This is a genomic window from Dactylosporangium vinaceum (assembly GCF_019904175.1).
Lineage (GTDB): Bacteria > Actinomycetota > Actinomycetes > Mycobacteriales > Micromonosporaceae > Dactylosporangium > Dactylosporangium vinaceum.
Genome location: NZ_CP061913.1, coordinates 524645 through 546472, shown reverse-complemented (window position 1 = coordinate 546472; position 21828 = coordinate 524645). Strand labels below are relative to the sequence as shown.

Sequence of the window (21828 nt, the reverse complement as noted above, 5' to 3'; positions counted from 1 at the left end):
CACGGCGCGGGCCGAGCGCGAAGGGGGTGGCATGAGCACCGGCACAGAACCGGCGGCGGGCGGGGGCACCGGCCGGATCATCACGTTCTACTCGTACAAGGGCGGCACCGGCCGGACGATGGCGCTCGCGAACATCGGCTGGATTCTGGCCAGCCGCGGGTTGCGGGTGCTGGCCGTCGACTGGGATCTGGAGGCGCCGGCGCTGTCCCGGTACTTCCGCCCGTTCCTGCCCCCGGACTACCTCCGCAGCACCGAGGGCGTCATCGACCTCATCCGCCGCTACAGCAACGCGGTGCTCGACGAACCGGCCGAAGGCGAGGGCCCGGACTGGTACCTCGACTACGCCCGGATCCAGGACTACGCGACCCGGCTGGAGTGGGACTTCGGCGGCCCCGGGCGGCTGGAGATCATGTCGGCCGGCCGGCAGGACGAGGTGTACTCCGAGCGGCTCCGCTCCTTCGACTGGTGGACATTCCTCCGCGAGATGCGGGGCGCCGTGCTGCTGCGGGCGCTCGCCGCGGACATGCGGGCCGACTACGACTTCGTGCTTATCGACAGCCCGGCCGGTCTCGGCCCGGTGCCGAGCCTGTGCACCCTGTCGCTCGCGGACGAGGTCGTCAACTGCTTCCGCCTCAACCTGCAGGGCATCGAAGGCTCGGCCGCCGTGGCCGAGTCGATCGCCCGGCGCGGCGAGCCCGCACCGATCCGGATGCTGCCGGTGCCCATGTGCGTCGACCCGGTCGACGATGACCGGGTGCAGCCGCTGCGCAACCTGGCCCGGTTCCGGTTCGAGGGCTACCCCATCGGGCTGGACGACGAGTCGGCCGAGGCGTACTGGACCGACGTGGAGGTGCCTTACCACCCCCGCTACGCCGCCGAGGAGACGCTCGCCGTGTTCGGAGATCCGGGCGGCGGCGAGCACGTGGTGCTGCGCTCCTACGAGCACCTCGCCGCGTACCTGACCAGCGGCCTGGTCGACCGCCTGGCCCCGATCGCGGAGGCCGAACGGTCCCGGGTGCTTGCCGACTTCGAGGTCGGGACGTCCAAGTCGCCGTCCGAGGTCCTGATCGGCTACGCCGCGGTCGACCGGATGTGGGCCGAGTGGCTCCAGGCCATCCTGACGCTGGCCGGAATCCGGGCGGCCTACCGCGAGATCGGCGACCACCTCGGCCCGCAGCGGGCCGCTGACTTCGCCGACGGCGTCGGCCGGGCCAGCCGGCTGCTGCTCCTGCTCTCCGACGACCTCATGCGCTCCACGAGCGGTGTCGAGGCGTGGAAGCTCGGCGTGGATCGGGAGTGGGGCGGCCGCCGGCGGTTCGTGCAGCCGATCCGCACCGGCCAGACCCAGCCCACCGGCCCTTTCGCCGACCGGCCGCCGATCGAGATCGCCGGTCGCAGCTGGCAGGACGTCCGGACCGCGCTGTTCGAGGCGCTGCGCATCACCGAGCAGCCGCCGGTCGCCGCGATCACCGCCGAACCCTCGCTGGCCCCGCGGTATCCGGGCGACCGGCCGTCGGTGTGGAACGTGCCCGTGCGCAGCACCCGGTTCATCGGCCGGGCCCAGCTGCTGGAAAACCTCCGTGACGAACTGTCGCGCCGGGCCGGAGCCGTTGTCCTCCAGGCTCTCCACGGGCTCGGCGGGGTCGGCAAGACAGTCGTGGCCCACGAGTACGCCAGTCGCTTCAGCGCCGACTACGACATCGTCTGGTGGATCCCGGCCGAGGACCCGGCCGAGATCCCGGGCCACCTGGACCAGCTGGCCCGCGCGATCGGGCTGCCGACGGCGTCGAATGTGCAGGACACCGCGGCCGAGGTCATCCGCGCGCTACGCGAGAACCGCCCGACGAGCCGCTGGTTGCTGATCTTCGATAACGTCGAGGACCCCGGACACATCCGGTCCTACATCCCGCGAGGCACCGGTCACGTTCTGGTGACCTCCCGCAGCCCGGCCTGGTCGGACCTGGGCCGCCCGATCCGGGTCAGCGTCTTCTCCCGGGCCGAGAGCGTGATGCTGCTGCGGCTCATGGTGGACGGCCTGGCGACGGAGGACGCCGATCGGATCGCGGCGAAGCTCGGCGACCTGCCGCTGGCGGTCGAGCAGGCCGCGGCGTACCTCGTCGCCGAGTCGGCCAGCGAGACGCCGGGGTCGCGGCAGTCGGTGGAGGACTACCTGCGCCTGCTCGACGCCGAGCCGCAGGCCGCGCTGCCGACCCGCCGCGAAGGCGACTACCCGGAGCGGGCGGCGGCCATCTGGACGGTGTCGCTGCAGCGCGTCCGCGCCCGTGACGCCGCCGCGGCGAAGCTGATCGAGCTGTGCTCCTTCTTCGGGCCGGACCGGATCCCGCTGTCGCTGCTCTACGGCGACGTCTGCGTCGGCATCCTGGCCGAGTTCGACGACGAGATCGCCGAGCTGCGGGACCGGACACTGGTGGAGCCGAAGGTGCGGGAGCTGACGAAGTACGCGCTGCTCCAGGAGGACACGAGCGACTCCGGCGGCCCGGGCGTCGTCTCCGTGCACCGCCTGGTGCAGGCCGTCATCCGCGAGAGCCTCGATCCGGATGCGTGGGAGGTCAACCGGGCTCAGGTCCACCTGATTCTCGCCCACGGCCGGCCCGACGATCCGGCCGACAGCCATTCGTGGGACAGGTACCGGGGAATCGTTCCCCACCTCGGACCGTCGAAGGCGCTGCTGTCCGAGGTCGCCGAGGTGCGGCTGCTGGTCATCGATGCGGTCGTCTACCACCGCCGGCGGGGTGACTTCGACAGCTCGGTGCAGCTGGCCGATCTGGCGATCGAGGAGTGGACCCGCACGTCCGGCCCGGATCACCGGCTGGTACTGCTCATGCGCTACCAGCGTTCGATCGCGCTGCGGGCCCGCGGTGCCCACCTCGAGGCGTACGACGAGAATCGCGAGGTCTACGAGCGCCTCAAAGTCGTGGCCGGCCCCGACCATACCCACACGCTCGTGGCCGCGAACGGGCTCGGCAGCCACCATCGAACGTTCGGCCACTACGACGAGGCCCGCGCCCTCGACCAGCTCACGGTGAACCTGACCCGGCAGAAGCTCGGAGATGACCACCGCCTGACGCTCATGGCGATGAACAACCTGGCGGTGAGTCTCCGGCTGGTGGGCGAGTTCCACGAGGCCGAGCAGCTCGACAAGCGAATCTGGGAGCAGCGCCAGGCGACATTGCCCAACGACACCTACACGCTGTTCTCGGCCAACAACTACGGTCGCGATCTTCGTGAGGTCGGCAACTTCGGCTACTCCCGGGTCGTGCTCAAGAACGCGCTGGCCGACTGCCGCCTCGTGCTCGGCGGCGAGCATGCGGAAACCCTGCGCACGGCCAAGAACCTCGCCGTGACGCTGCGGAAGCTGGGTGAGCTGGCCGAGGCCCGCGACCTGACGACCTGGGCCTGGGAGATCTACCGGCGCACCGTGCAGGCCGATGACCTGGACTTCCTCGCGTGCCAGCTCAACCTGGCCTGTGACGCCTCGGCGCAGGACGACGACGCCCTCGCCCAGCGGTACGCCGAGAAGGTGCTGGAACGCTACACCGAGCTGCTCGGCCCGACCCACGCGTTCACGCTCGCCTGCCTGAACAACCTCGCCATCTTCCTGCGGCGCCAGCGCAAGTACGCCCTGGCCCTCGCGGACTCGGAGGCGGCAGTGGCGGGCCTGCACGGGACGCTCGGGCGGGAGCACCCCTACGTCTTCGCCGCCGAGCTCAATCTCGCCAACGACCTGTTCGCGCTGGGCGAGATCGAGGCCGCGCTCCAGCTCGACAAGCGGACGGTCAGCAACTTCACCCGCTCGCTCGGCCAGGATCACCCGGACACCCTGGCCGCGAGCGTCAACCTGAGCATCAGCCGGGCCCGGGTCGGCGACACCATCGGCGCGGCGGCGCTGCTGCAGCCGACCCTGGCCCGGATGGTCGCGACACTCGGGGCGGGGCACCCGAGCGTGTTGCAGGTCCGGACCGAGGAGGCACTACCGGCGGCCCTGCAGACCCGGTTCAACTGCGATATCGAGCCGCCGCCGACGTGAGCCAGCCGGCCAGCCGCGACGGGTCGGCGCCCGTGCTCGCGCAGACGGCCCGGACAACCTCGGGCCACTGCACGAGCGGCCCCCGGCCGGCCTCCAGGGCCAGCTTGATCCACACGTCGCCCGCGCCGTCCGGCGCGGCCGCGGTTTCGCCGAGCACCTGCTGCCGGAGGCGGTCGGCGACGGCCGGCACGCGGGCCGGGCGGGCCGGGCCCGGCCGGATCTCCGCGCCGGGCGGGGCCGGGCACTGCGAGCCGCCGCGCCAGGCCGCGGCCAGGCGCTCCACTCCGTCCGGGTCCGGGCGGACGTTGTCGAGGCGCCACTGCACGCCGACGGCCAGCACGGCCGCCGACGCGGCGGCGCGCACGTCGGGCCGGACGTCCTCCGTCTCCCAGCGGCCCAGGGTTTCGGCCAGCCGGGTCACGAACCGCTCGCCCCACGGTGTCAGTTCGCCCGATGCCAGGAGGCTGCGGGCGCCGGCGGAGGTCTGTTCGAGCCAGTACGCGAACTCGAACTCCGCGGCCACGGAGCCGGTGCGCCGGCGCTCGACCCGCCAGAAGTCGGTCACCCCGACGTGGGCGTACGTGCCCTGCAAAAGCGCGGAGACGGTTCGCGGATCGGCCCGCCACGGCGCATAGTGCCAGGGGTCTCCGCCGGGCCTGAAGAGGTCGACGAGGTCGAGCACGGCGCCGAGCGTCATGTGACGGCACTCGTGGATCAACGAGAGCGCCAGGTCGGCCGGGCCGCCCCGAGCCTCCAGCGCGATCGCGCCGAACGCCCGCCGGGACGCCGCGCTGGCGTTGCCGCCGTCGGGCGCGGTGACCGGGACCAGCGCGCGCAGCGTGGCCCGGATGCCCGCCGCATGCTCGGGATGGTGCCCGTCGAGCAGCTCGAGCGCCTGCTCGAGACGTTCGGCGAACGGGGCGGCGGCCGCGTCGCCGAGGCGGGCCACCGGGGACCATTCGAAGCAGTCGCGGTGCGGGTCGAGATCGTCGATGGCGATGCCGCAGCGGAGCCGTCGCAGGGGCGCCCAGGCCGGTCGGCCCTCCGTCAGCGATACGTGTCCGTCAGGGCCGCCCTCGACCACCGCGGAGCCGCCGTCGACGCCGATGAACGCGCCGAGCCCGGGCAGGGTGAGCCGACCCTCGGGGGCCGGCACGGCGATGCGGAACGGCACACCGGCCCGCACGGCCGCCGCCGCGGCGTAGGCGCCGAACATGCGCAGCCGCCCGGCCGGCTCGCGGATCGCGTTGCCCGCCCAGACCCCGAAGAACGGGTCGTGCAGCACCGCATCCGCGGCCGCGGGCGTTGCCGCCTGCGCACGGGCGAAGAGCGCAAGGGCGTCGTCGAAGCCCTCGGCCCGGCGCAGATCCGGATCACGGGCGGTGTCGTGCAGCTCCCGGATGTACAGCATCCGGCGGGTCTTCTGCGAGGCGGCCAGCATCCGGTGCACTCCGACCGTCCCGTATCCGGCGCCGAGGGCGTCGAGTTCTCCGGCCGTGAGCGCATACCGCTCGATCACGCCACCGCCTCCGCCAAGGCCGGGCGCAGCCGCCGGAGGTCAGCGGTGAGGCGGCGCTCGATGTGCTGGATGAGCGCGAGGAGGTCAGGGCAGTACACCGACGGGTTGTCGAGCCCGCCCGCCCTGAACCGGTGGGCCCGCAGGCCACCGCCGCAAACCCGGGCCACCGGGCAGGAGCGGCAGGTGGCGCAGAGGCTCTCGAGCCCCGACGGCACGTTCCACGCGGGGTGGGCGAGCACGTCGTTGAAGTCGTGGTCGAAGACGTTGAGGCCGGTCTCGGCGCCCCCGTCCGCCGTCACCTTGAAGAAGTCGTTGTGGCCGATCGACCCGTCGGTCTCGATCGTCACCGTCATGTCCCGGCCGAGGCCGACGGCCTCGCTCTCACCCGGGCCGCCGAGCAGCAGGTCGCAGATGGACTCGAAGAGCCGGACGGAGGTCTCCCGCACCGGCGCGTCGTACCAGCGGTCGAAGACGGCGATGAGCCACTCGGCATACGGCGTGCCGATCTGGTCGGCGCCCCGGCCGGGCGGCGGGCGGTCCCAGGTGCCGTGCGGCAGCAGCAGATCCATCCGTGGCGGGGAGAACCGGAGCAGATCCTCGTACGCCTGGACGGGCTCGTTGGCCGTGTCAATCGTGGCCAGGACACCGGCGTAGAGGCGGGGCTCGGTGCGCAGCAGGTCGAGGCCGCGGGCTACCAGGTCGAAGCTTCCCCGGCCATCGGCGTAGCGGCGGTGGCGGTCCGTCGCTTCCTGGCCGCCGTCGAGGGAGACGCCCACCCGCATGCCGTACCGGCGGAAGACGTCGAGGAACGCGGGGTTGATGAGGGTCCCGTTGGTCTGCACCGTGAACGAGAGGGGCACCGGCACGGCATCGCGCAGGATGGAGGCGGCCCGGTCGATGCCGTCGGGCCCGGCCAGCAGCGGCTCGCCGCCGTGAAAGACGATCTCGAAACCGCTCGACCGCCGCTCGATGGCGTGTTCGGCCAGCCGCTTGGCGACCTGGGCGACGACCGCATCCGACATCACCGCCGATTTCCGGCGCCAGCTTTGATCGACGTGTTCGTATATATAGCAATAGGTACATTTAAGATTACAACGCCCATGAATCTTGATAAGGACCTGGCGGGTTGACGGCGGGACGCCCGTCATCGCACCCGCCTGACTCATAAGGCGGCGTTGAAACGAGAAACGTGCTCGGACGCGTCGCTGTTCAAGAACTGACGGACCCGCAGGAGTGACTCCGCCAGGACCGAGCGATCAAGGCCGAGGACCTCGTCCAGAGGCAGGTCGTGGATCACTGCCAGGTCCGAGATGGCGCTCGCCTCGGAGGCCTCGGCGGGGTGCGGCAGGAGTAGCCTCATGGAGTCAGGTCCATCGGTCGCCTGCCGGGAAAAACCAGACATTTCGGTGACGGTGGGTGCGTTACCCATGATCTACTGCGCCTCCGGATGCCCGATCTCTGCCATGCCTGACTCCACTTGCTCACTCTGCTCTTTCGGCAGCGTTGGCGCTCCCTAAAAGGCTCACAGAGGCTTCCGGTTCAACCGAAGCCACCCGCAGAAGTGACGATCCGGGTCCGGCATATTGCGGACACCAGAGATACCAGGTCGCGGTCGCAAGTCCACCCTCCGCGATGTCGGATTTCAGGCTGCGTGATCAAGTTCCGCAAGGTATTAGCGGGAGAGCGGCGGCACGCTGCTAGGCCGACACATCGGACGCTTCACGGCCCGACGGGAAGCGGTCGATGTTGCTCTCCACCCAGGTCCGGAGCAGTGAGAGCGGGCCGTTGGCGTCGTGGCCGAGGGCGGTCAGCGTGTACTCGACCCGGGGTGGGATCTCGGGGTAGATGTGGCGGGTGATCAGGCCGTGGTCTTCCAGGCGGCGCAAGGTTGCGGTGAGGACCTTCGGGCTGACGCCCTGGAGGCGGGTGCGCAGGGCGCCGAATCGCTGCGGGCCGTCCTCGAGCGCGCCCAGGGCCAGCGCGCTCCACTTGTTGGCCAGGAGGTCGAGCATGTCGCGGCACGGGCAGCAGGCGGCGTAGACGTCGTCGGGGGCGGGCATGCCGCGATGGTACCCAAAAGGAAGTAATGGCCCTTGCAGGTAACCGGGGTCATCGGAATAGCGTCCAGTTCATGGAGCACATGATGCGAGCTGTCGGTTATCGCACGCCCGGTGGGCCGAGCGTGCTGGAAGACCTCGAGCTTGCCGCGCCCACTCCTGGGCCGCGCGATCTGCTGGTGCGGGTCGAGGCGGTGTCGGTCAACCCGGTCGACGTGAAAGTGCGGGCCGGCACCGATCCCGGGGGCGAGCCACGGGTGCTGGGGTTCGACGCGGCCGGGGTCGTGCAGGCCGTGGGGGCGGAGGTCACGCTGTTCGCGCCCGGTGATGAGGTGTACTACGCGGGCTCCATCGACCGGCCCGGGACCAACCAGGAGCTGCACCTCGTCGACGAGCGGATCGCCGGGCGCAAGCCGGTGTCGCTGGGCTTCGCGGAGGCGGCCGCGCTGCCGTTGACCGCGATCACGGCCTGGGAGACCCTGTTCGACCGGTTTCGGCTCGGCGCCGACAGCACCGGCACGCTCGTGGTGCTCGGTGCGGCCGGCGGGGCGGGCTCGATGGTCATCCAGCTGGCCCGCGCCCTTACCAAACTTCGCGTCATCGGTACCGCCAGTCGCCCCGACTCCCGCCAGTGGGCCCTCGACCTGGGTGCGCACGCGGTGGTCGGCCACGACGAGCTGCCCGAGGACGTGGACTACATCTTCTCCCCCTTCACCGCCGGCCGGATCGAGGACTTCGCCCGGGCGCTGCGGCCGGGCGGCGCGATCACGGCTATCGACGAGCCGCCGGGCCTGGACCTGCTGCCGCTGAAGGTGAAGAGCATCTCGTTCCACTGGGAGCTGATGTTCACCCGGCCGCTGTTCCGGACGCCCGACATGATCGTGCAGCACGAGCTGCTCAACCGGGTCGCCGAGCTGGTCGACGCCGGCACCGTGCGGCACACGATGACGGCGCACCTCGGGCGCATCGACGCGGAGGGTCTGCGCAAGGCCCACGAGCTGGTCGAGGACGGCCACATGACGGGGAAGGTCGTGCTCAGCGGCTTCCGGGATTGACGGTCTAAGGTGGTTGGGCTCACCGCCGCGCCACCCCAAGATCCGTTCTGCCCGGAGGTTCCCGTGGACTGGCCACCGTTCCTGCAGCTCAGCGTGCCCGTCACGCTCGCGGCGTGGGTGCTGCTGACGGCCGTCGCGCTCTGGCGCTCGCGGCCTCGGCTGCCCGAGCCCGGGGCGCCGCTGGCCACCCCGCCGGGTGAAGAGCCGCCGGCGGTGGTCAGCCTGCTGATCAACCGGTGGCGCTCGGACGAGGACGCGATCGACAGCACGCTGCTCGACCTGGCCGCGCGGGGCTTCCTGGAGCTGCGCCAGCCCGGCGAGGAGCCGCAGGAGACGACGGTCCGGCTCCGCAAGGGCGACGGGCGCAGCCTCACGCCCTACGAGCAGCAGGTCCTGGACCGGGTCAGCCGGCTGTCCGCCAACGGCGAGGCGTCGCTGACGAGTCTGGCCTTCCGCAGCTGGACCGAGGCCCGCCGCTGGCGCGGTGCCTTCTACCGCGCGGTCGTCGAGGAGGCCCGCACCCGGGGCCTCTCCCAGCGCCGCCTGTCCCGCCCGATGCGCCGCACGCTGCTGGGTGCCGCGTTCGTCCCGGCCGGGTGCATGTTCGGCACCTGGATGTGGGCGGCGTACAAGCTGAAGGCCAACCTGGCCGACCAGATCACCGGCTCACTGATGGCCGCGGCCGCCATCTACCTCGTCATGTACTTCCTGGTCGAGCTGCGCTGGAGCGACAGGAACACCCCGGAGGGCAGCCGGGTCGCCGGGTCCTGGCTGGCGTACCGCGCACACCTGGTCGCGGTGGAGGGCGTCAACGACCTCGCACCGGCCGACGTGGCGTCCTGGGGCCGCGAGATGGCCTTCGCCTCCGCACTGGGCGTCCTGCCGACCGAGGAGGCCCTGATGCGCTCGCGGGTCGCCCTTTAAGCCTGCCCGCGCAGCAGGAGCGTCAGGAACTCGGCGTTCGACTGGGTCTTGGCCAGGCGGTCAAGCAGTTGCTCCGTCGAGGGCTGACCCGATGCGCCGAGGGCCTTGCGCAGCCGCTGGACGGCCACCAGCTCGTCGGGGTGCAGGATCACGTCGTCGCGGCGGGTGCCGGACGCGTCGATGTCGATCGCCGGGAAGACGCGGCGGTCGGCGAGCTTGCGGTCCAGCTTGAGCTCGGCGTTGCCGGTGCCCTTGAACTCCTCGAAAATCACGGTGTCGCCGCCGGAGCCGGTCTCGACGAGCGCGGTGGCGATGATCGTGAGCGAGCCGCCGTTCTCGATGTTGCGGGCGGCGCCGAGGAGGCGCTTCGGGGGGTACAGCGCGTTGGAGTCGATGCCGCCGGTGAGGATGCGGCCGGAGGCGGGCGCCGAGTTGTTGTAGGCGCGGCCCAGGCGCGTGATGGAGTCGAGCAGGAAGACCACGTCATGGCCGAGCTCGACGAGACGCTTGGCCCGCTCGATGGCGAGCTCGGCGATGCCGGTGTGCTCGTTGGCGGGGCGGTCGAACGTCGAGGCGATGACCTCGCCGTTGATTGACCGCTGCATCTCGGTGACCTCTTCGGGGCGCTCGTCGACGAGCAGCACCATGAGGTGGCATTCGGGGTTGTTCTGGGCGACGGCGTTGGCGATCGCCTGCAGCACCATCGTCTTGCCGGCCTTCGGCGGCGACACGATGAGCGCGCGCTGGCCCTTGCCGATCGGCATGACCAGGTCGATCAGGCGGGCGGTCAGCTGGCGCGGGCCGGTCTCCAGCCGCAGCCGCTCCTGCGGGAACAGGGCGGTGAGCTTGCTGAACTCGGGCCGGGTGCGGGCCCACTCGGGGTCGTTGCCGTGGACGGTGTCCAGGCGGGTGAGCGTGGCGCCGTTGGCGCTGCCGGTGATGGCGTCGCCCTGGCGGAGGCCGTACTTGCGGACCATTGCCGCGGGGATGGCGACGTCGTCGGGGCCCGGCAGGTAGCTGTCGACCCGGAGGATCATCTTGTCGCGGTGGACGTCGGCGATGCCGGCCACATCGCGGGCCTCGCCCGGGGTGGGCGGCTGGGGCTGGTTGGCCGGGCGGCTGCGGTCGCGGCCGCGCTGCGAGGAGCGGGTGCGCCGGCGTTCCTGGCTCTGACCTGCGGGATTCGGTTTCTGGGTAGTGCGTTCCAACACTTCAGTTGGGGCCATATGCGTCCTCCTAAGGACTGTTCGGCCGTGAGAAAAAGTATCTCCGGATACGCGTGAGCTCGAGGAACGGGCTGCGCTGCGTGTGCGGTGGCCGCCTGGCTTCCTGCGCGAGAGCGTGACACGCGGTGGCGATAGGGCGTCCCCGGGCGGCGAGCGCCGACTTCCGCGGGACTGGCTCGACCGTAACCCGAACGCCAACGGTCGGCAAGCCCCACCGCGGGCGTGGCGTGCTTTCGGTCGGCCATCCGACCCGATCGGGACGGCTGCGACCAGGCAAAACGAGCCCGGTCAACCGGTTAGCACCCGAACGGCTGCGGGGCCCGGCGGCGCGTCCACGCGGGGCCGGGAGCCGCGCTACCGTCCGGCAACCGGACGGGTCCTGGCCGCGCACCGGCCGCCCGGTTCTCTGGGTGGTGTCAGGGAGCACACCAACCGGGGGGTTGACATGAACAGCACGTTCGACACGGTCCGGGCCGAGGCCCTCTTCGCCTCCGCGCTGCAGATCTCTCAGGAGCCGACGCCGCTGCAGGTGCGCGCGGCGGTCACCACCACGCTGCGCCGCTACGGTGTCAACGGCTGCACCACCCGGGTTGCCGGTGAGTTCGGGGAGTATCCGGAAAGCGCCGCCCGCCGCATGTCCTGGGCCCTGGAGATGGTCCGCTCCGCGTACGAGGCGCTGGCCTCGAAGGAGTTCGCGTTCGCCGGCTGAGCCCGATCCAGACTTTGTAACCGAAACTTCACCGCCACCATTCCCCTTGATCCAATTGCGACCGGACTGACGTTTCTCCGTTGAACTGGTGCGGTATGAGTTGAGTCGTGGACCTTCGCCTCACCGTCGACCTGCCGCACGACATCGACCGCATGAGCACGCTCAGACACGTGCTCGACGGGGCGCTGGCCGGACTGGGCGTAGCCGAACAGACTCGAACAGATATCGGCCTGATCGTCACCGAGACGTGGGCGAACGTGATCGGTCATGTGCGGGTAGGTGTGGCGTTTCAGGTCCGCGCGACGGTCGACGAGATGCAGTGTGTGATTGAAGTCACCAAACCTGGCGAGCCCATCACCGAGACCCTCTCCAACGTGATGTCGTCCGGGCACTCTCTGAAGGTCATCCGCAGTCTCGCCGACGACGTCTCCGTCGACAGTGACGGGCTGCTCGTGAAGGTGACAAAGCTGCTATGACCGACTTCGCCGCTGTGGCCACCCCCGCTCCGGACGGCACGGTCACCGTGACCGCCTCCGGCGAGCTCGACATGACCAGCGCCCCCGAGCTGATCAACGTGCTCCGCAACGCCATCCACGCGCACGGGCCCTCCCGGGTCGACCTGGACCTGACCGGCGTCACGTTCATGGACTCGACAGGCCTGCAGGTCCTCGTGGCCGCGAACACCGACGTCGGCGGCGGCCTGCGCATCACCGGCACCAGCCCCGCGGTGCACCGGCTGCTCCAGCTCACCGGCGTGCTGCAGGAGTTCGGCCTCTCCCCCACGTAAGTCAACCGATTGGCAACCGGACAGTTCCCGCGTCGGCACCCGGACAGGAGTTTGCTGGACCACAGCAGGGAAGTTCGGCAGGAGGTAAGTGATGGAGTCAACGTTCGAAGCGGTCCGCGCCGAAGCGCTCTTCGCTTCCCAGCTGCAGATGTCGCAGGGCCCGGTCGACGCCGACGTCCGCGCCGCCGTCACCCACACGCTGCGCCGCATCGGCGTCCAGGGCTGTGTGGCCCGCGTCGCGACCGAGTTCGGCGAGCACCCGGAGTGCGCCTCGAACCGGATGAACTGGGCATTGCGAATGATTCGCCACGCCTATGCCGCGTCGTGCACGCCGGAGGTCTTCGTCCGGCCGAAGGCACTGGCCCAACCGGCCCGGTAATATCCGCAGAATCTGAAAATTCCACATGCGGTCGCCGGCTCGAGCCGGTGACCGCAGGAACTGCGAAGCCCCCGCCGAAAGACTTCGGACGGGGGCTTGCTACTCCTTCGGCCGTGAAGCGGGTCTCGGCCTACGACTTGGGGTGTTGTTCAGACCGGACGGATGTTGTCGGCCTGCGGCCCCTTCTGGCCCTGCGTGATCTCGAACTCGACCTTCTGACCCTCGGTCAGCTCGCGGTAGCCGGTCGCCTGGATCGCCGAGTAGTGCGCGAACACGTCAGGTCCACCGTTGTCCTGCGAGATGAAGCCGTAGCCCTTCTCCGAGTTGAACCACTTCACCGTGCCTGATGCCACGTGTAACTCCTTAGCGACGCCGCCCCGATCCGCACCTCACGGATCAATGCTGAAACAGGCGCGCGCCACGGTGAAAGACGGTAGCCTGCGCGCTACGAAAACGCAGCCCCGTCTTTGGCATGCGGACCGGATCGACGACCAAACCGAAATGCACACGCGAAGCTTGTGGATACTCAGCGTATTGTCCTACTGGACAGTCGGTGATATAGCGACCGGCTTCAACACTTGGTTCTCGCCAACAGCGCGAAGATCTAGTACAGTCGGCTCAGCTCATCTCAGCCGAACCGGCAGTTCGGTTGCGGGGTGTCGTCCAGCAGCGGCGACACGACCCCGACGAGCCACCGCAGGTCTTGCACCGGCACTCAAGAAACGGGTGCCGAGTAGCGATTCCCGACCGGCGTGGCGGCGCTTGCCTTCTTTCCTTCCCGGACGCAGCACGAGTCTGCGTAATGGCGGCCGACCACACGCAAAAGCCGGTCAAAGTACCAGAAGGGCCACAAACCCATGACCACCATCTCTGTCGACCGTGCCATCGACCGCGCCCTCGCCGACGCCGCCCCGGCCAGCTCCGGGACGAGCGAAAGCACCAGCACCCGGGCGACCGACGCACAGGCCCGCGCGCTGCTGTCGCTGATGGCCGACCTCCCCGCGGGCGCCGACCGCGCCCGTGTCCGCGCCCGGCTCATCGAGCTGTACATCCCGCTCGCGGAGTACCTGGCCCGGCGCTTCCGCAACCGCGGCGAGCACTTCGACGACCTCGTACAGGTCGCCAACCTCGGGCTCATCAAGTCCGTCGACGGCTACGACCCGTCCCGCGGGGCCGCGTTCACCAGCTACGCCATCCCGATGATCGTCGGCGAGCTCAAGCGGCACTTCCGCGACAAGGGCTGGGACGTCCGCGTCCCGCGGCGGCTGCAGGAGCTGCGCCTGGAGATCTCCAAGGTCTCCGGCGATCTGGCCCAGGACCTGGGCCGCTCTCCCACGGTCGCCGACCTTGCCACGCGCCTCGGCGTCAGCGAGGAAGAGGTCATCGAGGGTCTGGACTGCGGGCAGGCGTACCGTGCGCTCTCCCTCGACGCCCCGGCGGGCGAGGGCAGCGACCCGGGCGCGGCCGGCCTCGGCGACCTGCTCGGTGACGTGGACCCGGACATGCAGAACGTGGAGAACCGCGAGGCGCTCCGCCCGCTGCTGGCCAAGCTCCCGGAGCGCGAGCAGAAAATCATCGCGATGCGCTTCCACGGCAACCTGACCCAGTCCCAGATCGCGTCCGAACTCGGCATCTCCCAGATGCACGTGTCCCGGCTGCTGGCCGCCGCGCTGCGCACCCTGCGCTCGGAGCTCAGCGCTGTCGCGGAGTAGACCGGCCGCGTAAAGAAGCCACCACCTGCGTGGGGGGGAAAGTAGCGGGCGCCCGTCGGGGGGAAACGACGGGCGCCCGCTGTACAGCCGTGTCTCAGGAGGATCCGACGATCCCCGAGTGGTTCTGCACGAACTCCGGGACGGTCTTCGCCCGCACCGCGGCCAGCAGGTCGAGCGTGGTCTGATCCAGCGCCTCGGCCCCCGAGTTCTCGGTCGAGGCGTGGAACCCGCCGTTGTTGGTCTTGAGCGTCAGCAGCCGGTCACCGTCGATCCCGCGCATCGCGAAGATCCAGTCGTCGAGGCCGAACGGCCCGGTGTCGATGGTCATCGCCCGCCCGACGACGTCCAGGACCTTGTTGAGCGTGCCCGGGCTGCCGATCACCTCCTTGCTGGCGATCTTCTTCAGCAGCGCCTTGATGAACTGCTGCTGGTGGCGCTGGCGGTCGTAGTCGCTGTTGGGCAGCGTCTCGCGCTGGCGCACGAAGTCCAGCGCCTCCCACGCCTCGAGGTGGCGGTACCCGACCTCGTAGACGACAGGCGTGACGCCCTTGATCGGGATCAGCTGGGTGCCGCCGCCGGGCGCGTCGCGCTGCTCGAACGGCGTCTTGGTGTTGCCCTGGGCGTCGTGGCCGATGTGCACCGAGACCGTGCGCACGTCGATGTACATGTCGACGCCGCCGAGGACCTTCACGACGTCCTGGAAGCCGACGAAGTCGACGATCGCGGCCGCGTCGAAGGTCACGCCCCAGTTCTGCTTGATGGTCGCGGCCAGCAGCGTGGTGCCGTGCTTGCGCTGCTCCTTGCCGGTCAGCCCGTAGCCGCCCTCGGCGAACGCGCCATTGATCTTGTCTTTGCCTCCCTTATAGGTCCGGTTCCCGTTGTTGTACTTGGGGATCGACACCCAGGTGTCACGCGGAATCGAGATCAGGAACGCCATGTCGTGCGTTTCCGGAATGTGCAGCAGCAGGATCGAGTCGGCCCGGATCGCGTCGTTCGGATTCTGGTTGGGCCGCGGGTCGATGCCGATGAGCAGGATGTTCTTCGCGCCGTTGATTGACGCGTGCCGGCCCTCGTTCTCCTGCGGCAGCAGATCCTCGGTGTGCACGCTGCGTGTCGCGAACCCGAACACGGTGTCCTTGATGACGAACGTGCCCCCGGCGACGATCATCATCAGGGCGCCGACAATCACCAGCGTGCTCGCCCAGACCGGATCTTTCCGGCGCTTCTTGCGCTTGCGGGTCTTGCCCTGTGCCAAGGCCCTCTCCCTGCCGCTCCATCACCTTCTGTCACTGCGATGACGCCCGCCCCGAAGGTACCCGGGCAACGCGATATCGTCACCTCCCAGTAAATGGAACAGAGGCCAGTTACGGAGAGTGCATGGAGACGGCACGGCCCCGCCCCCTAACCTTTGCGCTCGCCCTGGTGCTGGCCTGGGCCGTCCCGCTGGCCGCCCATCCGCTGCGCCTGGACGCCCTGCTGCCGCTGCTGGTGCTGGTGGGCACGATGGCCATCCAGCGCGGCGCCACCGGCCTGATCGACAGGTTCGTGCTCGCCTGCGCCCAGCTGTTCGGGGCCGCCTGCGTCTTCGGGCTCGGCCTGACGCTCTGGCCGGGCCACCTGCACCCGACCCTGGTCGCCGGGGTGGCCTTCACCGCGCTCGTGCTCATCGCGGCCGCCACGGGCCGGCTGAACCGGCCGCGGAAGGCTCCCCTGGACACGCTCCTGGCAATGGCCGCCGCCGGCGTCACCGTCGTCACGCTCATCCCGTACGCCGCGCGCGACCTCGGTGGCCGCCTGGGCCTGCCGCTGGCCGGCGAGGACATCGCCCGCCACTACCTGATCTACGACGTGATCGGGCGCACGGGCGGCTACCTGTTCCTGCGGCCCGAGGCCCTGCGCCCGTTCGTGCCGGACGAGGAGCTCACCGGCATCGCGAACTACCCGCAGGGCCTGCACTTCTCCTACGCCGTGCTCGACCGCTTCATCGCCTCGACCACGGGCCGCACGAGCGCCGCGGCCGCCGTCGACGCGATGGTCTGGCTGCTGGTCGGCACGTTCCTGCTGCTGGCGCTGGCCGTCCTGTGGGCCGTGCGCCGCCTGGCCGGCCCGGGTGCCGCGCCGGCCCGCCTGCTGCCGGTCCTGCTCATCGCGGCCGCCTGGCTGGTGCTGGGCGACCCGGTGACGGTGCTGTCCCGCGGCTACCCGAACGAGTTGGCCGGCCTGGCCTGCGCGGCGGTGCTCACCGCGATCGTCGTGCGCCCGCTGCACCGGCTCGGCGAGCAGACCGTGACCGTGGCGCTGCTCCTGGTCGGGATCTCGTTCAGCTACCCGCTGTTCCTGCCGTTCGGTGGCCTGGCCGCCCTGTGGTGGATCGGGCGGGCCCGGCTGTGGCGATTCTGGTGGGGCTGGCTGGCCGCGATGCTCGTCGCCGTCGTCAGCGCAATCGGCCCGCTGACCGCCATGACCGCCTCCAGCGGCACCCAGCTGCTGCTCAACGGCACCGCGCGGGTCGTGGACCGGCCGGCCACCCTGGCGCTGGTGGCACTTGCCCTGTCGGCGGTACTGCTCCGCCGCGGCCTGCGCGCGCCGAGCCACCGGGCCGCGCTCTTCGCCGTCGCCGTCGCGTTCGCACTGGCCGCCGGGCTCGGGCTCTACCAGATCGCCACCATCGGCCGCCCGGTGTACTACTTCGACAAGCTCCTGCACCTGCTGATCGTGGTGTGCCTGTGCGCGCTCGGCGGCCTGGTGCGGTTCCTGCCCGGCCTCGGCGTCGCGGCCCGGATCGCGGTGGCCATCCCCGTGGTCGCGGCGCTCGCGATCGCCGGCGGCGAGTGGCACACCACCCCTGTCGCGCCGGGCGTGAAGCTCGCGCTCGGCAAGGACCGCGGCTCCCCCGAGGCGGCCCGCGACGCGCTGCTGATGGCCAGGATGTTCCCGGACGGCGGCGGGGCGGTGAACGTCGATCTCATGGGCAGCCCGTGGCGCAACTGGTCGGCGACGCTCGGCGCGGCCGCCCTGCAGCATCAGTACCGCCACTTCCCGGCCTGGTCGGGGCTGCTGTACCCGGGATCGGCCGGCAAGGGCAGCACGATCGACGATCTGGACCGGCTGGTGCGGGAGAGCCCGGTGCCCGTCCGGTTCTTCGTGCACGACCCGGAGGCGAGCCTGCTCGTTGTCGATGGAGAGCACCCGTACCGGCCGAACGTCAAGCCTGGTCAGCCGCTCCCGGTGGCGTTCGGCGACCCGGCCGCGCCGACGAATGTCGCGGCGGTCCGGGCGCTGGCTGCGAAATATCCGGCGAAAGTGCAGGTCGTGTACGCTACGCCAGCGAACCCATAGGACTCAGTGTGGTGGCGCAGCACCGCAACCGAGACGGATTGGTCATCGTGCAAAAACCCGAGGTCAGCGTCGTCATTCCTACGCGCAACCGGCCGGAGCTGGTGGTACGGGCCGTTCGCAGTGCGCTGGCCCAGACCCTGACGGACATCGAGGTCGTGGTCGTGATCGACGGCCCCGACCCGGCGACGGTGGCCGCGCTGACCGCGATCGGCGACGAGCGGGTGCGCCCGGTGGAGCTGCCGGAGTCCGGAGGCGCGCCGAACGCCCGCAACCGCGGCGTGGACAACGCGCGGGCCGACTGGGTGGCGTTCCTCGACGACGATGACGAGTGGCTGCCGGAGAAGCTCACGACGCAGCTGAGCCGGGCCCGGGCCGCGGCCGCGCCCCAGCCGATCGTGGGCAGCCGCCTCTACATGCGCACGCCCCGGGCCGAGCTGATCATGCCCCGCCGGATCCCCGCACCGGGCGAGCCGATAAGCGAGTACCTCGCGGTGCGCCACGGTCTGTTCCACGGCGACGGCTTCATCCAGACCTCGACGATCATGGCTCCGACCGCGCTGCTGAAGAAGGTGCCGTTCGCCGACGGCCTGCGCCGGTTACAGGAGCTGGACTGGACGCTGCGCAGCCTCCAGGAGGAGGGCGTGGACCTGATCTACGCCGAGGAGCCGCTCGTCATCTGGTACGCCGACGAGAACCGGCCCCGGATCAGCTTCGACGCGCCCTGGAAGCAGTCGCTGGAGTGGCTGCAGCAGACGCGTCCGCGCGTGACGCCCCGGGCCTACGCGGCCCTGGCGATGAGCGTCGTCGGCTCCATGGCCGCGGCCAGCCGCAGCCCCAAGGTGTTCTTCGGCCTGCTCCGCGAGGCCCGCACGCACGGCAAGCCCAGCTTCACCGATTACGTGACCTTCCTGCAGGTCTGGCTGGTTCCCGCCGGTCCGCGCCGGGTGGTCCGCGACTTCTTCCTCAGCCGCCGCCGAGCAAGGACGAATGCCGGATGAACTTCTCCAAGGGGCGCGCCGCCTTTGCCGTGGCGGCCGTGGTCATCGCGCTGCTCGCGGGCATCTTGGAGTACACCCGGACAGATAGTCCGGGCCAGTCGGCCGGAGCGTTCGCGGCCGGCCTCATCGCCATGGCCGTGGTCGGCATCGCGCTGACGCTGCCCGGGATCACGCTGCCCGGCCTGGTGCTCGGCGGGCTCTTCGTGCTGGCCGGCATCCTCACCTGGACCGCGACCAAGCGCCCGGGGATCATCTGGGCCGTCCTCGTGATCGAGGTGGCCGTCTTTGCGGTGTGGGCGTGGCCGTGGCTGCGCTCGCTGCGCAGCCTGCCCCGCCTCGGCACCGCCTGGCTCGGCCTGGCCTACTGGTTCTTCGGCATCCTCGGCGCGATCTTCGTCGCCCAGTGGAAGGTGGCCGGCCAGCGGGTCGCCTACGCCGGCGTCTTCACCCTGGCCGTGCTCGCGATCATCGCGCTGCACACGACCGGGCGCAGGCGCGGCCGCGACCTCTCGATCGGCATGGCGGCGGCCGTCCTGCTCGGCATCGCGGCCCTGCTGCTGGCCGGCTCCGGCAGCCTCTTCGACAGCGTCCACGCCATTCCCGACAACGCCTCCGCGCGGATGATGACCGACCGCTTCTGGGGCGGCCCCGGGCTCTACTACCACCCGAACTCCCTGGCCGGCTTCATGACGGTGGCGGCCATCCGGATCGGCTTCGACCGGGCGCTGCTCTGGTGGCAGCGGCTCGGCGTGGCGGCACTGGCGGCGTTCGTCCTGTCGATCTGCCAGTCCCGCACCGGATTCGTCTTCGCGGCCGCCGCCGCCGTCGTCTACCTCGGCGTGGCGCTGTGGAAGCGCCACGGGGACGTGGACCGCCGCTGGCCCGCCCTGGCCACGCCGTTCGTCGTGATCGCCCTCGTGCTGACCGTCGGCGGCGGCTACCAGTGGGTCCTCAAGGACCGCTTCGCCGACAACCCGGGCGACGTCACGAGCGGCCGCACCGACACCTGGCGCAAGGTCTGGGTCGACTGGAAGCACGCCGGCTGGGCCGAGAAGACCTTCGGCGACGCCAAGACCTCCCGAGCCGTGGTCCACCGCGTCAACGACGGCAACCCGGTCGAGGGCCCCCGCCGTGATCTCAACACCGACAACGCCGCCGTGGGCGCCTTCCGCCGCGGCGGCGTCCTGGGCGCGCTCGCCTTCCTGCTCGGCCTGGCCCTGCTCCTGTGGCACGCGATCCGCCGGCGGGTGAACGGCGCCATGCCGGCCGCCTGGTTCACCGTCGGCGCGCTGGCCGTGGTCCCGACGATCGCCACCGAGGACTGGCTCATCGGCGGCACCAACGGCGCCATCTGGCTGATCCTGACCGCCGGCGAGGCGCTCACGCTCCTGCAGCGCGACGAGCCCGCCGACGTGACGGCGGCGAAGACCCCCGAGCCCGCCCTCTCCTAGCCCGCCCGCGCGCAGGACGGAGCTAGGCCGGCGGGCCGAGCACGATCGGCACGCCCGCGACCGCCGGGGTGAGCTCGCCGGCGACGGTGCCGTCGGGGCGCAGGATCATGACGACCGTGCCGGCCGGGGCCACGAGCTGGTCGTCGGTGACCCAGACGGCGGCGAACGGGAACGGCTTCGTCTCCCCGGTCGTGAGGTTCACCAGCACACTGCCGGCCGACAGGGTGGTGGACTGGGTGATGAGAAACCGGCCGTCCGGGGAGAAGGCGAACGGGCTGTCCGGGACCTGGATCCCGGGTGCGAGGAGCGTGCGGGTCGGCGCGCCGGTCAGCGCGTCGAAGAACTGCAGGCCCCGCGTCAAGCGCTCGACGCCCACGCCGGCCGTGCGGTCGGCCAGGGCCACGACGACCTCGGTGCCGGTGCGGGTGAAGGCGTAGTCGCAGCGGCCGCAGTCGTACGTGGCCCGGTCGACGGAGGTGCCTGTCGTGTTGCCGGTGCGGGCCTCGATGACCATGAAGCCGGAGACATCGTCCTTCGGCGTCCACGAGGTGACGACGCGGTCGCCGGTCGGGGACCAGTGATACACGCCGTTGCCCCACCGCTGGTCCACGCTGACGGCGTGCTCGCCGTCGACGTCGGCGATCTGCAGCGGGGCCTGCGTGTTGAGCCGGGTCAGGTACCGGTAGCCGGCCGGGGCGACCTGCGTCAGGGGCGTCGGCAGCCCCATCGGCCAGTAGCTGCCGGAGGCGCGCAGGGCCAGGTCGCCGGCGGCCATCACCCGCCAGCCGCCGGGCAGGACGCCCGTCACGTTCACCGACGGTCCGGCGGATGGTCCGGCCTGCGGCAGCGACGGCCCGGGCCGGTCGCTCGGGACCGCCGTGGCGTCAAGCGGCGGCTGCGGGCGCTCGTCGGGTCCGGTCGAGAGCACGGCCGGGAGCAGGGCCGCGACCACGGCGGACAGCGCGGCGACGGTGACGGCGACGCGGCGGCGGACGCGGATGCGGCGGCCCTCGGCCATGGCCGAGGGGGCCAGGCCCGGCGGGACCGACCGCAGCTCGGCACCCATCTCGTCGACGGTGTCGCGCAGAAGCTCCTCGAAGCGCATCAGCTCCTCCTCTCCACGAGGTCGACGGACCACTCGACCTGCGGGACCAGCTCGCGCAGCCTGGTCAGGGCGCGGGACGCCTGGCTGGCGACGGTGCCGGGGCGGCAGGACAGGACGGCGGCGGTCTCCTCGACCGTGAGGTCCTCGAAGTACCGCAGGATCAGCACCGCCCGCTGCCGGGGCGGGAGCTGCTGCAGGGCATCCCGCAGGAGCAGCCGCAGCGCCGTGTCGGACTCCACGATCGCCGGTGAGCCGCGCTCCGGCGGCTCGGCCACGCTCACCTCGCGGCGGCGGCGCGGGCTGCGCCAGGCGGAGACGAAGTCGTTGTAGATCATGCGGCGGAGGTACGGCTCCGGCTCATCGATGCGCCGCCAGCGCGCGAACGCCTTGGCCAGGGCCGACTGGACCAGGTCCTCGGCGGCGTGCCGGTCACCGGTCAGCGCGTAGGCCGTGCGCAGCAGCGCGTGGGCGCGCTCGGCGACGAACGCTGAAAACTCGGTCTCCTCCAACGCGGCTACC

The 21828-nt window shown here is 70.9% G+C and carries 19 protein-coding genes and 1 pseudogene; 11 read left to right on the top strand and 9 right to left on the bottom strand.

Going from position 1 to position 21828, the window contains the following annotated elements:
- The first annotated feature begins 31 nt into the window (after positions 1-31).
- The gene (gene fxsT / locus Dvina_RS02550; RefSeq protein WP_223100764.1) at positions 32-4048 is read left to right on the top strand and encodes an FxSxx-COOH system tetratricopeptide repeat protein; all 4017 of its coding nucleotides are present in this window, start codon (positions 32-34) and stop codon (positions 4046-4048) included.
- Here fxsT and Dvina_RS02545 read toward each other — a convergent pair.
- From Dvina_RS02545 to Dvina_RS02530, 4 genes are all read right to left on the bottom strand, one after another.
- Positions 4017-5567, bottom strand: coding sequence for an aKG-HExxH-type peptide beta-hydroxylase (locus tag Dvina_RS02545; RefSeq protein WP_223100763.1), 1551 nt, complete (start codon positions 5565-5567; stop codon positions 4017-4019). The genes fxsT and Dvina_RS02545 overlap by 32 nt on opposite strands.
- Entirely contained in the window at positions 5564-6715 is a 1152-nt protein-coding gene (locus Dvina_RS02540) for an FxsB family cyclophane-forming radical SAM/SPASM peptide maturase (RefSeq protein WP_223100762.1), read from the bottom strand. The genes Dvina_RS02545 and Dvina_RS02540 overlap by 4 nt, the downstream gene beginning before the upstream one ends.
- Before the next feature lie 14 nt (positions 6716-6729).
- Positions 6730-6996, bottom strand: coding sequence for a hypothetical protein (locus Dvina_RS02535; protein WP_223100761.1), 267 nt, complete (start codon positions 6994-6996; stop codon positions 6730-6732).
- A 268-nt stretch (positions 6997-7264) separates the two neighbouring features.
- A complete protein-coding gene (locus Dvina_RS02530) occupies positions 7265-7627 on the bottom strand; it encodes a winged helix-turn-helix transcriptional regulator (RefSeq protein ID WP_223100760.1) in 363 nt (120 codons plus the stop codon).
- A gap of 71 nt (positions 7628-7698) precedes the next feature.
- On the opposite strand from Dvina_RS02530, the gene Dvina_RS02525 reads away from it, so the two are divergent.
- Positions 7699-8679 (top strand): zinc-binding alcohol dehydrogenase family protein, encoded by a 981-nt coding sequence (locus tag Dvina_RS02525; RefSeq protein WP_246655978.1) that lies wholly within the window; start codon positions 7699-7701, stop codon positions 8677-8679.
- Positions 8680-8742: 63 nt separating this feature from the next.
- Positions 8743-9603: a DUF2207 family protein gene (locus tag Dvina_RS02520; RefSeq protein ID WP_223100759.1), complete on the top strand. Its 861-nt coding sequence runs from the start codon at positions 8743-8745 to the stop codon at positions 9601-9603.
- On the opposite strand, the pseudogene rho reads toward Dvina_RS02520, so the two are convergent.
- Positions 9600-10778: pseudogene (rho, locus tag Dvina_RS02515) on the bottom strand (transcription termination factor Rho); the annotation flags it as partial. The gene Dvina_RS02520 and the pseudogene rho overlap by 4 nt on opposite strands.
- Positions 10779-11274: 496 nt before the next feature.
- Between rho and Dvina_RS02510 the strand changes: the two are divergent.
- The 4 genes from Dvina_RS02510 (at position 11275) to Dvina_RS02495 (ending at position 12704) form a co-directional block, all read left to right on the top strand.
- Positions 11275-11538: a hypothetical protein gene (locus tag Dvina_RS02510; RefSeq protein WP_223100757.1), complete on the top strand. Its 264-nt coding sequence runs from the start codon at positions 11275-11277 to the stop codon at positions 11536-11538.
- A 107-nt stretch (positions 11539-11645) separates the two neighbouring features.
- On the top strand, positions 11646-12014 hold the full coding sequence (locus Dvina_RS02505; RefSeq protein ID WP_223100756.1) for an ATP-binding protein: 369 nt from the start codon (positions 11646-11648) through the stop codon (positions 12012-12014).
- Positions 12011-12325 carry an STAS domain-containing protein gene (locus Dvina_RS02500; protein ID WP_223100755.1) on the top strand — a complete coding sequence of 105 codons (315 nt, stop codon included), beginning with the start codon at positions 12011-12013 and terminating at the stop codon, positions 12323-12325. The genes Dvina_RS02505 and Dvina_RS02500 overlap by 4 nt, the downstream gene beginning before the upstream one ends.
- 91 nt (positions 12326-12416) lie before the next feature.
- A complete protein-coding gene (locus tag Dvina_RS02495; RefSeq protein ID WP_223100754.1) occupies positions 12417-12704 on the top strand; it encodes a hypothetical protein in 288 nt (95 codons plus the stop codon).
- 149 nt (positions 12705-12853) lie between these two features.
- Here the strand turns inward: Dvina_RS02495 and Dvina_RS02490 are convergent, their stop codons facing one another.
- The gene (locus Dvina_RS02490) at positions 12854-13057 is read right to left on the bottom strand and encodes a cold-shock protein (protein ID WP_033363591.1); all 204 of its coding nucleotides are present in this window, start codon (positions 13055-13057) and stop codon (positions 12854-12856) included.
- Between the two features lie 504 nt (positions 13058-13561).
- On the opposite strand from Dvina_RS02490, the gene Dvina_RS02485 reads away from it, so the two are divergent.
- Complete coding sequence (locus Dvina_RS02485) at positions 13562-14416, top strand: RNA polymerase sigma factor SigF (RefSeq protein WP_223100753.1); 855 nt, start codon at positions 13562-13564, stop codon at positions 14414-14416.
- A 94-nt stretch (positions 14417-14510) separates the two neighbouring features.
- On the opposite strand, the gene Dvina_RS02480 is transcribed toward Dvina_RS02485, so the two are convergent.
- The gene (locus tag Dvina_RS02480) at positions 14511-15671 is read right to left on the bottom strand and encodes an LCP family protein (RefSeq protein WP_223100752.1); all 1161 of its coding nucleotides are present in this window, start codon (positions 15669-15671) and stop codon (positions 14511-14513) included.
- A 122-nt stretch (positions 15672-15793) separates the two neighbouring features.
- On the opposite strand from Dvina_RS02480, the gene Dvina_RS02475 reads away from it, so the two are divergent.
- From Dvina_RS02475 to Dvina_RS02465, 3 genes are read left to right on the top strand one after another with little or no spacing between them, the layout of a single operon-like run.
- A complete protein-coding gene (locus tag Dvina_RS02475; protein ID WP_223100751.1) occupies positions 15794-17755 on the top strand; it encodes a hypothetical protein in 1962 nt (653 codons plus the stop codon).
- Between the two features lie 47 nt (positions 17756-17802).
- On the top strand, positions 17803-18753 hold the full coding sequence (locus Dvina_RS02470) for a glycosyltransferase family 2 protein (RefSeq protein ID WP_246655977.1): 951 nt from the start codon (positions 17803-17805) through the stop codon (positions 18751-18753).
- Positions 18750-20204, top strand: coding sequence for a hypothetical protein (locus tag Dvina_RS02465; protein WP_223100750.1), 1455 nt, complete (start codon positions 18750-18752; stop codon positions 20202-20204). The genes Dvina_RS02470 and Dvina_RS02465 overlap by 4 nt, the downstream gene beginning before the upstream one ends.
- A 22-nt stretch (positions 20205-20226) precedes the next feature.
- Here the strand turns inward: Dvina_RS02465 and Dvina_RS02460 are convergent, their stop codons facing one another.
- Together Dvina_RS02460 and Dvina_RS02455 are read right to left on the bottom strand one after the other, a co-directional pair.
- A complete protein-coding gene (locus tag Dvina_RS02460) occupies positions 20227-21309 on the bottom strand; it encodes a hypothetical protein (RefSeq protein ID WP_223100749.1) in 1083 nt (360 codons plus the stop codon).
- A complete protein-coding gene (locus tag Dvina_RS02455) occupies positions 21309-21818 on the bottom strand; it encodes a SigE family RNA polymerase sigma factor (protein WP_223100748.1) in 510 nt (169 codons plus the stop codon). Before Dvina_RS02455 ends, Dvina_RS02460 begins: the two co-directional genes overlap by 1 nt.
- Positions 21819-21828: the final 10 nt, after the last annotated feature.

What these genes read in the sequence shown, in the direction of transcription:
- fxsT (WP_223100764.1), top strand. Translation starts at nt 32, where the DNA reads ATGAGCACCGGCACAGAACCGGCGGCGGGCGGGGGCACCGGCCGGATC.
- Dvina_RS02540 (WP_223100762.1), bottom strand. Translation starts at nt 6,715, where the DNA reads ATGACGGGCGTCCCGCCGTCAACCCGCCAGGTCCTTATCAAGATTCAT.
- Dvina_RS02535 (WP_223100761.1), bottom strand. Translation starts at nt 6,996, where the DNA reads ATGGGTAACGCACCCACCGTCACCGAAATGTCTGGTTTTTCCCGGCAG.
- Dvina_RS02530 (WP_223100760.1), bottom strand. Translation starts at nt 7,627, where the DNA reads ATGCCCGCCCCCGACGACGTCTACGCCGCCTGCTGCCCGTGCCGCGAC.
- Dvina_RS02525 (WP_246655978.1), top strand. Translation starts at nt 7,699, where the DNA reads ATGGAGCACATGATGCGAGCTGTCGGTTATCGCACGCCCGGTGGGCCG.
- Dvina_RS02510 (WP_223100757.1), top strand. Translation starts at nt 11,275, where the DNA reads ATGAACAGCACGTTCGACACGGTCCGGGCCGAGGCCCTCTTCGCCTCC.
- Dvina_RS02500 (WP_223100755.1), top strand. Translation starts at nt 12,011, where the DNA reads ATGACCGACTTCGCCGCTGTGGCCACCCCCGCTCCGGACGGCACGGTC.
- Dvina_RS02495 (WP_223100754.1), top strand. Translation starts at nt 12,417, where the DNA reads ATGGAGTCAACGTTCGAAGCGGTCCGCGCCGAAGCGCTCTTCGCTTCC.
- Dvina_RS02485 (WP_223100753.1), top strand. Translation starts at nt 13,562, where the DNA reads ATGACCACCATCTCTGTCGACCGTGCCATCGACCGCGCCCTCGCCGAC.
- Dvina_RS02475 (WP_223100751.1), top strand. Translation starts at nt 15,794, where the DNA reads ATGGAGACGGCACGGCCCCGCCCCCTAACCTTTGCGCTCGCCCTGGTG.
- Dvina_RS02465 (WP_223100750.1), top strand. Translation starts at nt 18,750, where the DNA reads ATGAACTTCTCCAAGGGGCGCGCCGCCTTTGCCGTGGCGGCCGTGGTC.
- Dvina_RS02460 (WP_223100749.1), bottom strand. Translation starts at nt 21,309, where the DNA reads ATGCGCTTCGAGGAGCTTCTGCGCGACACCGTCGACGAGATGGGTGCC.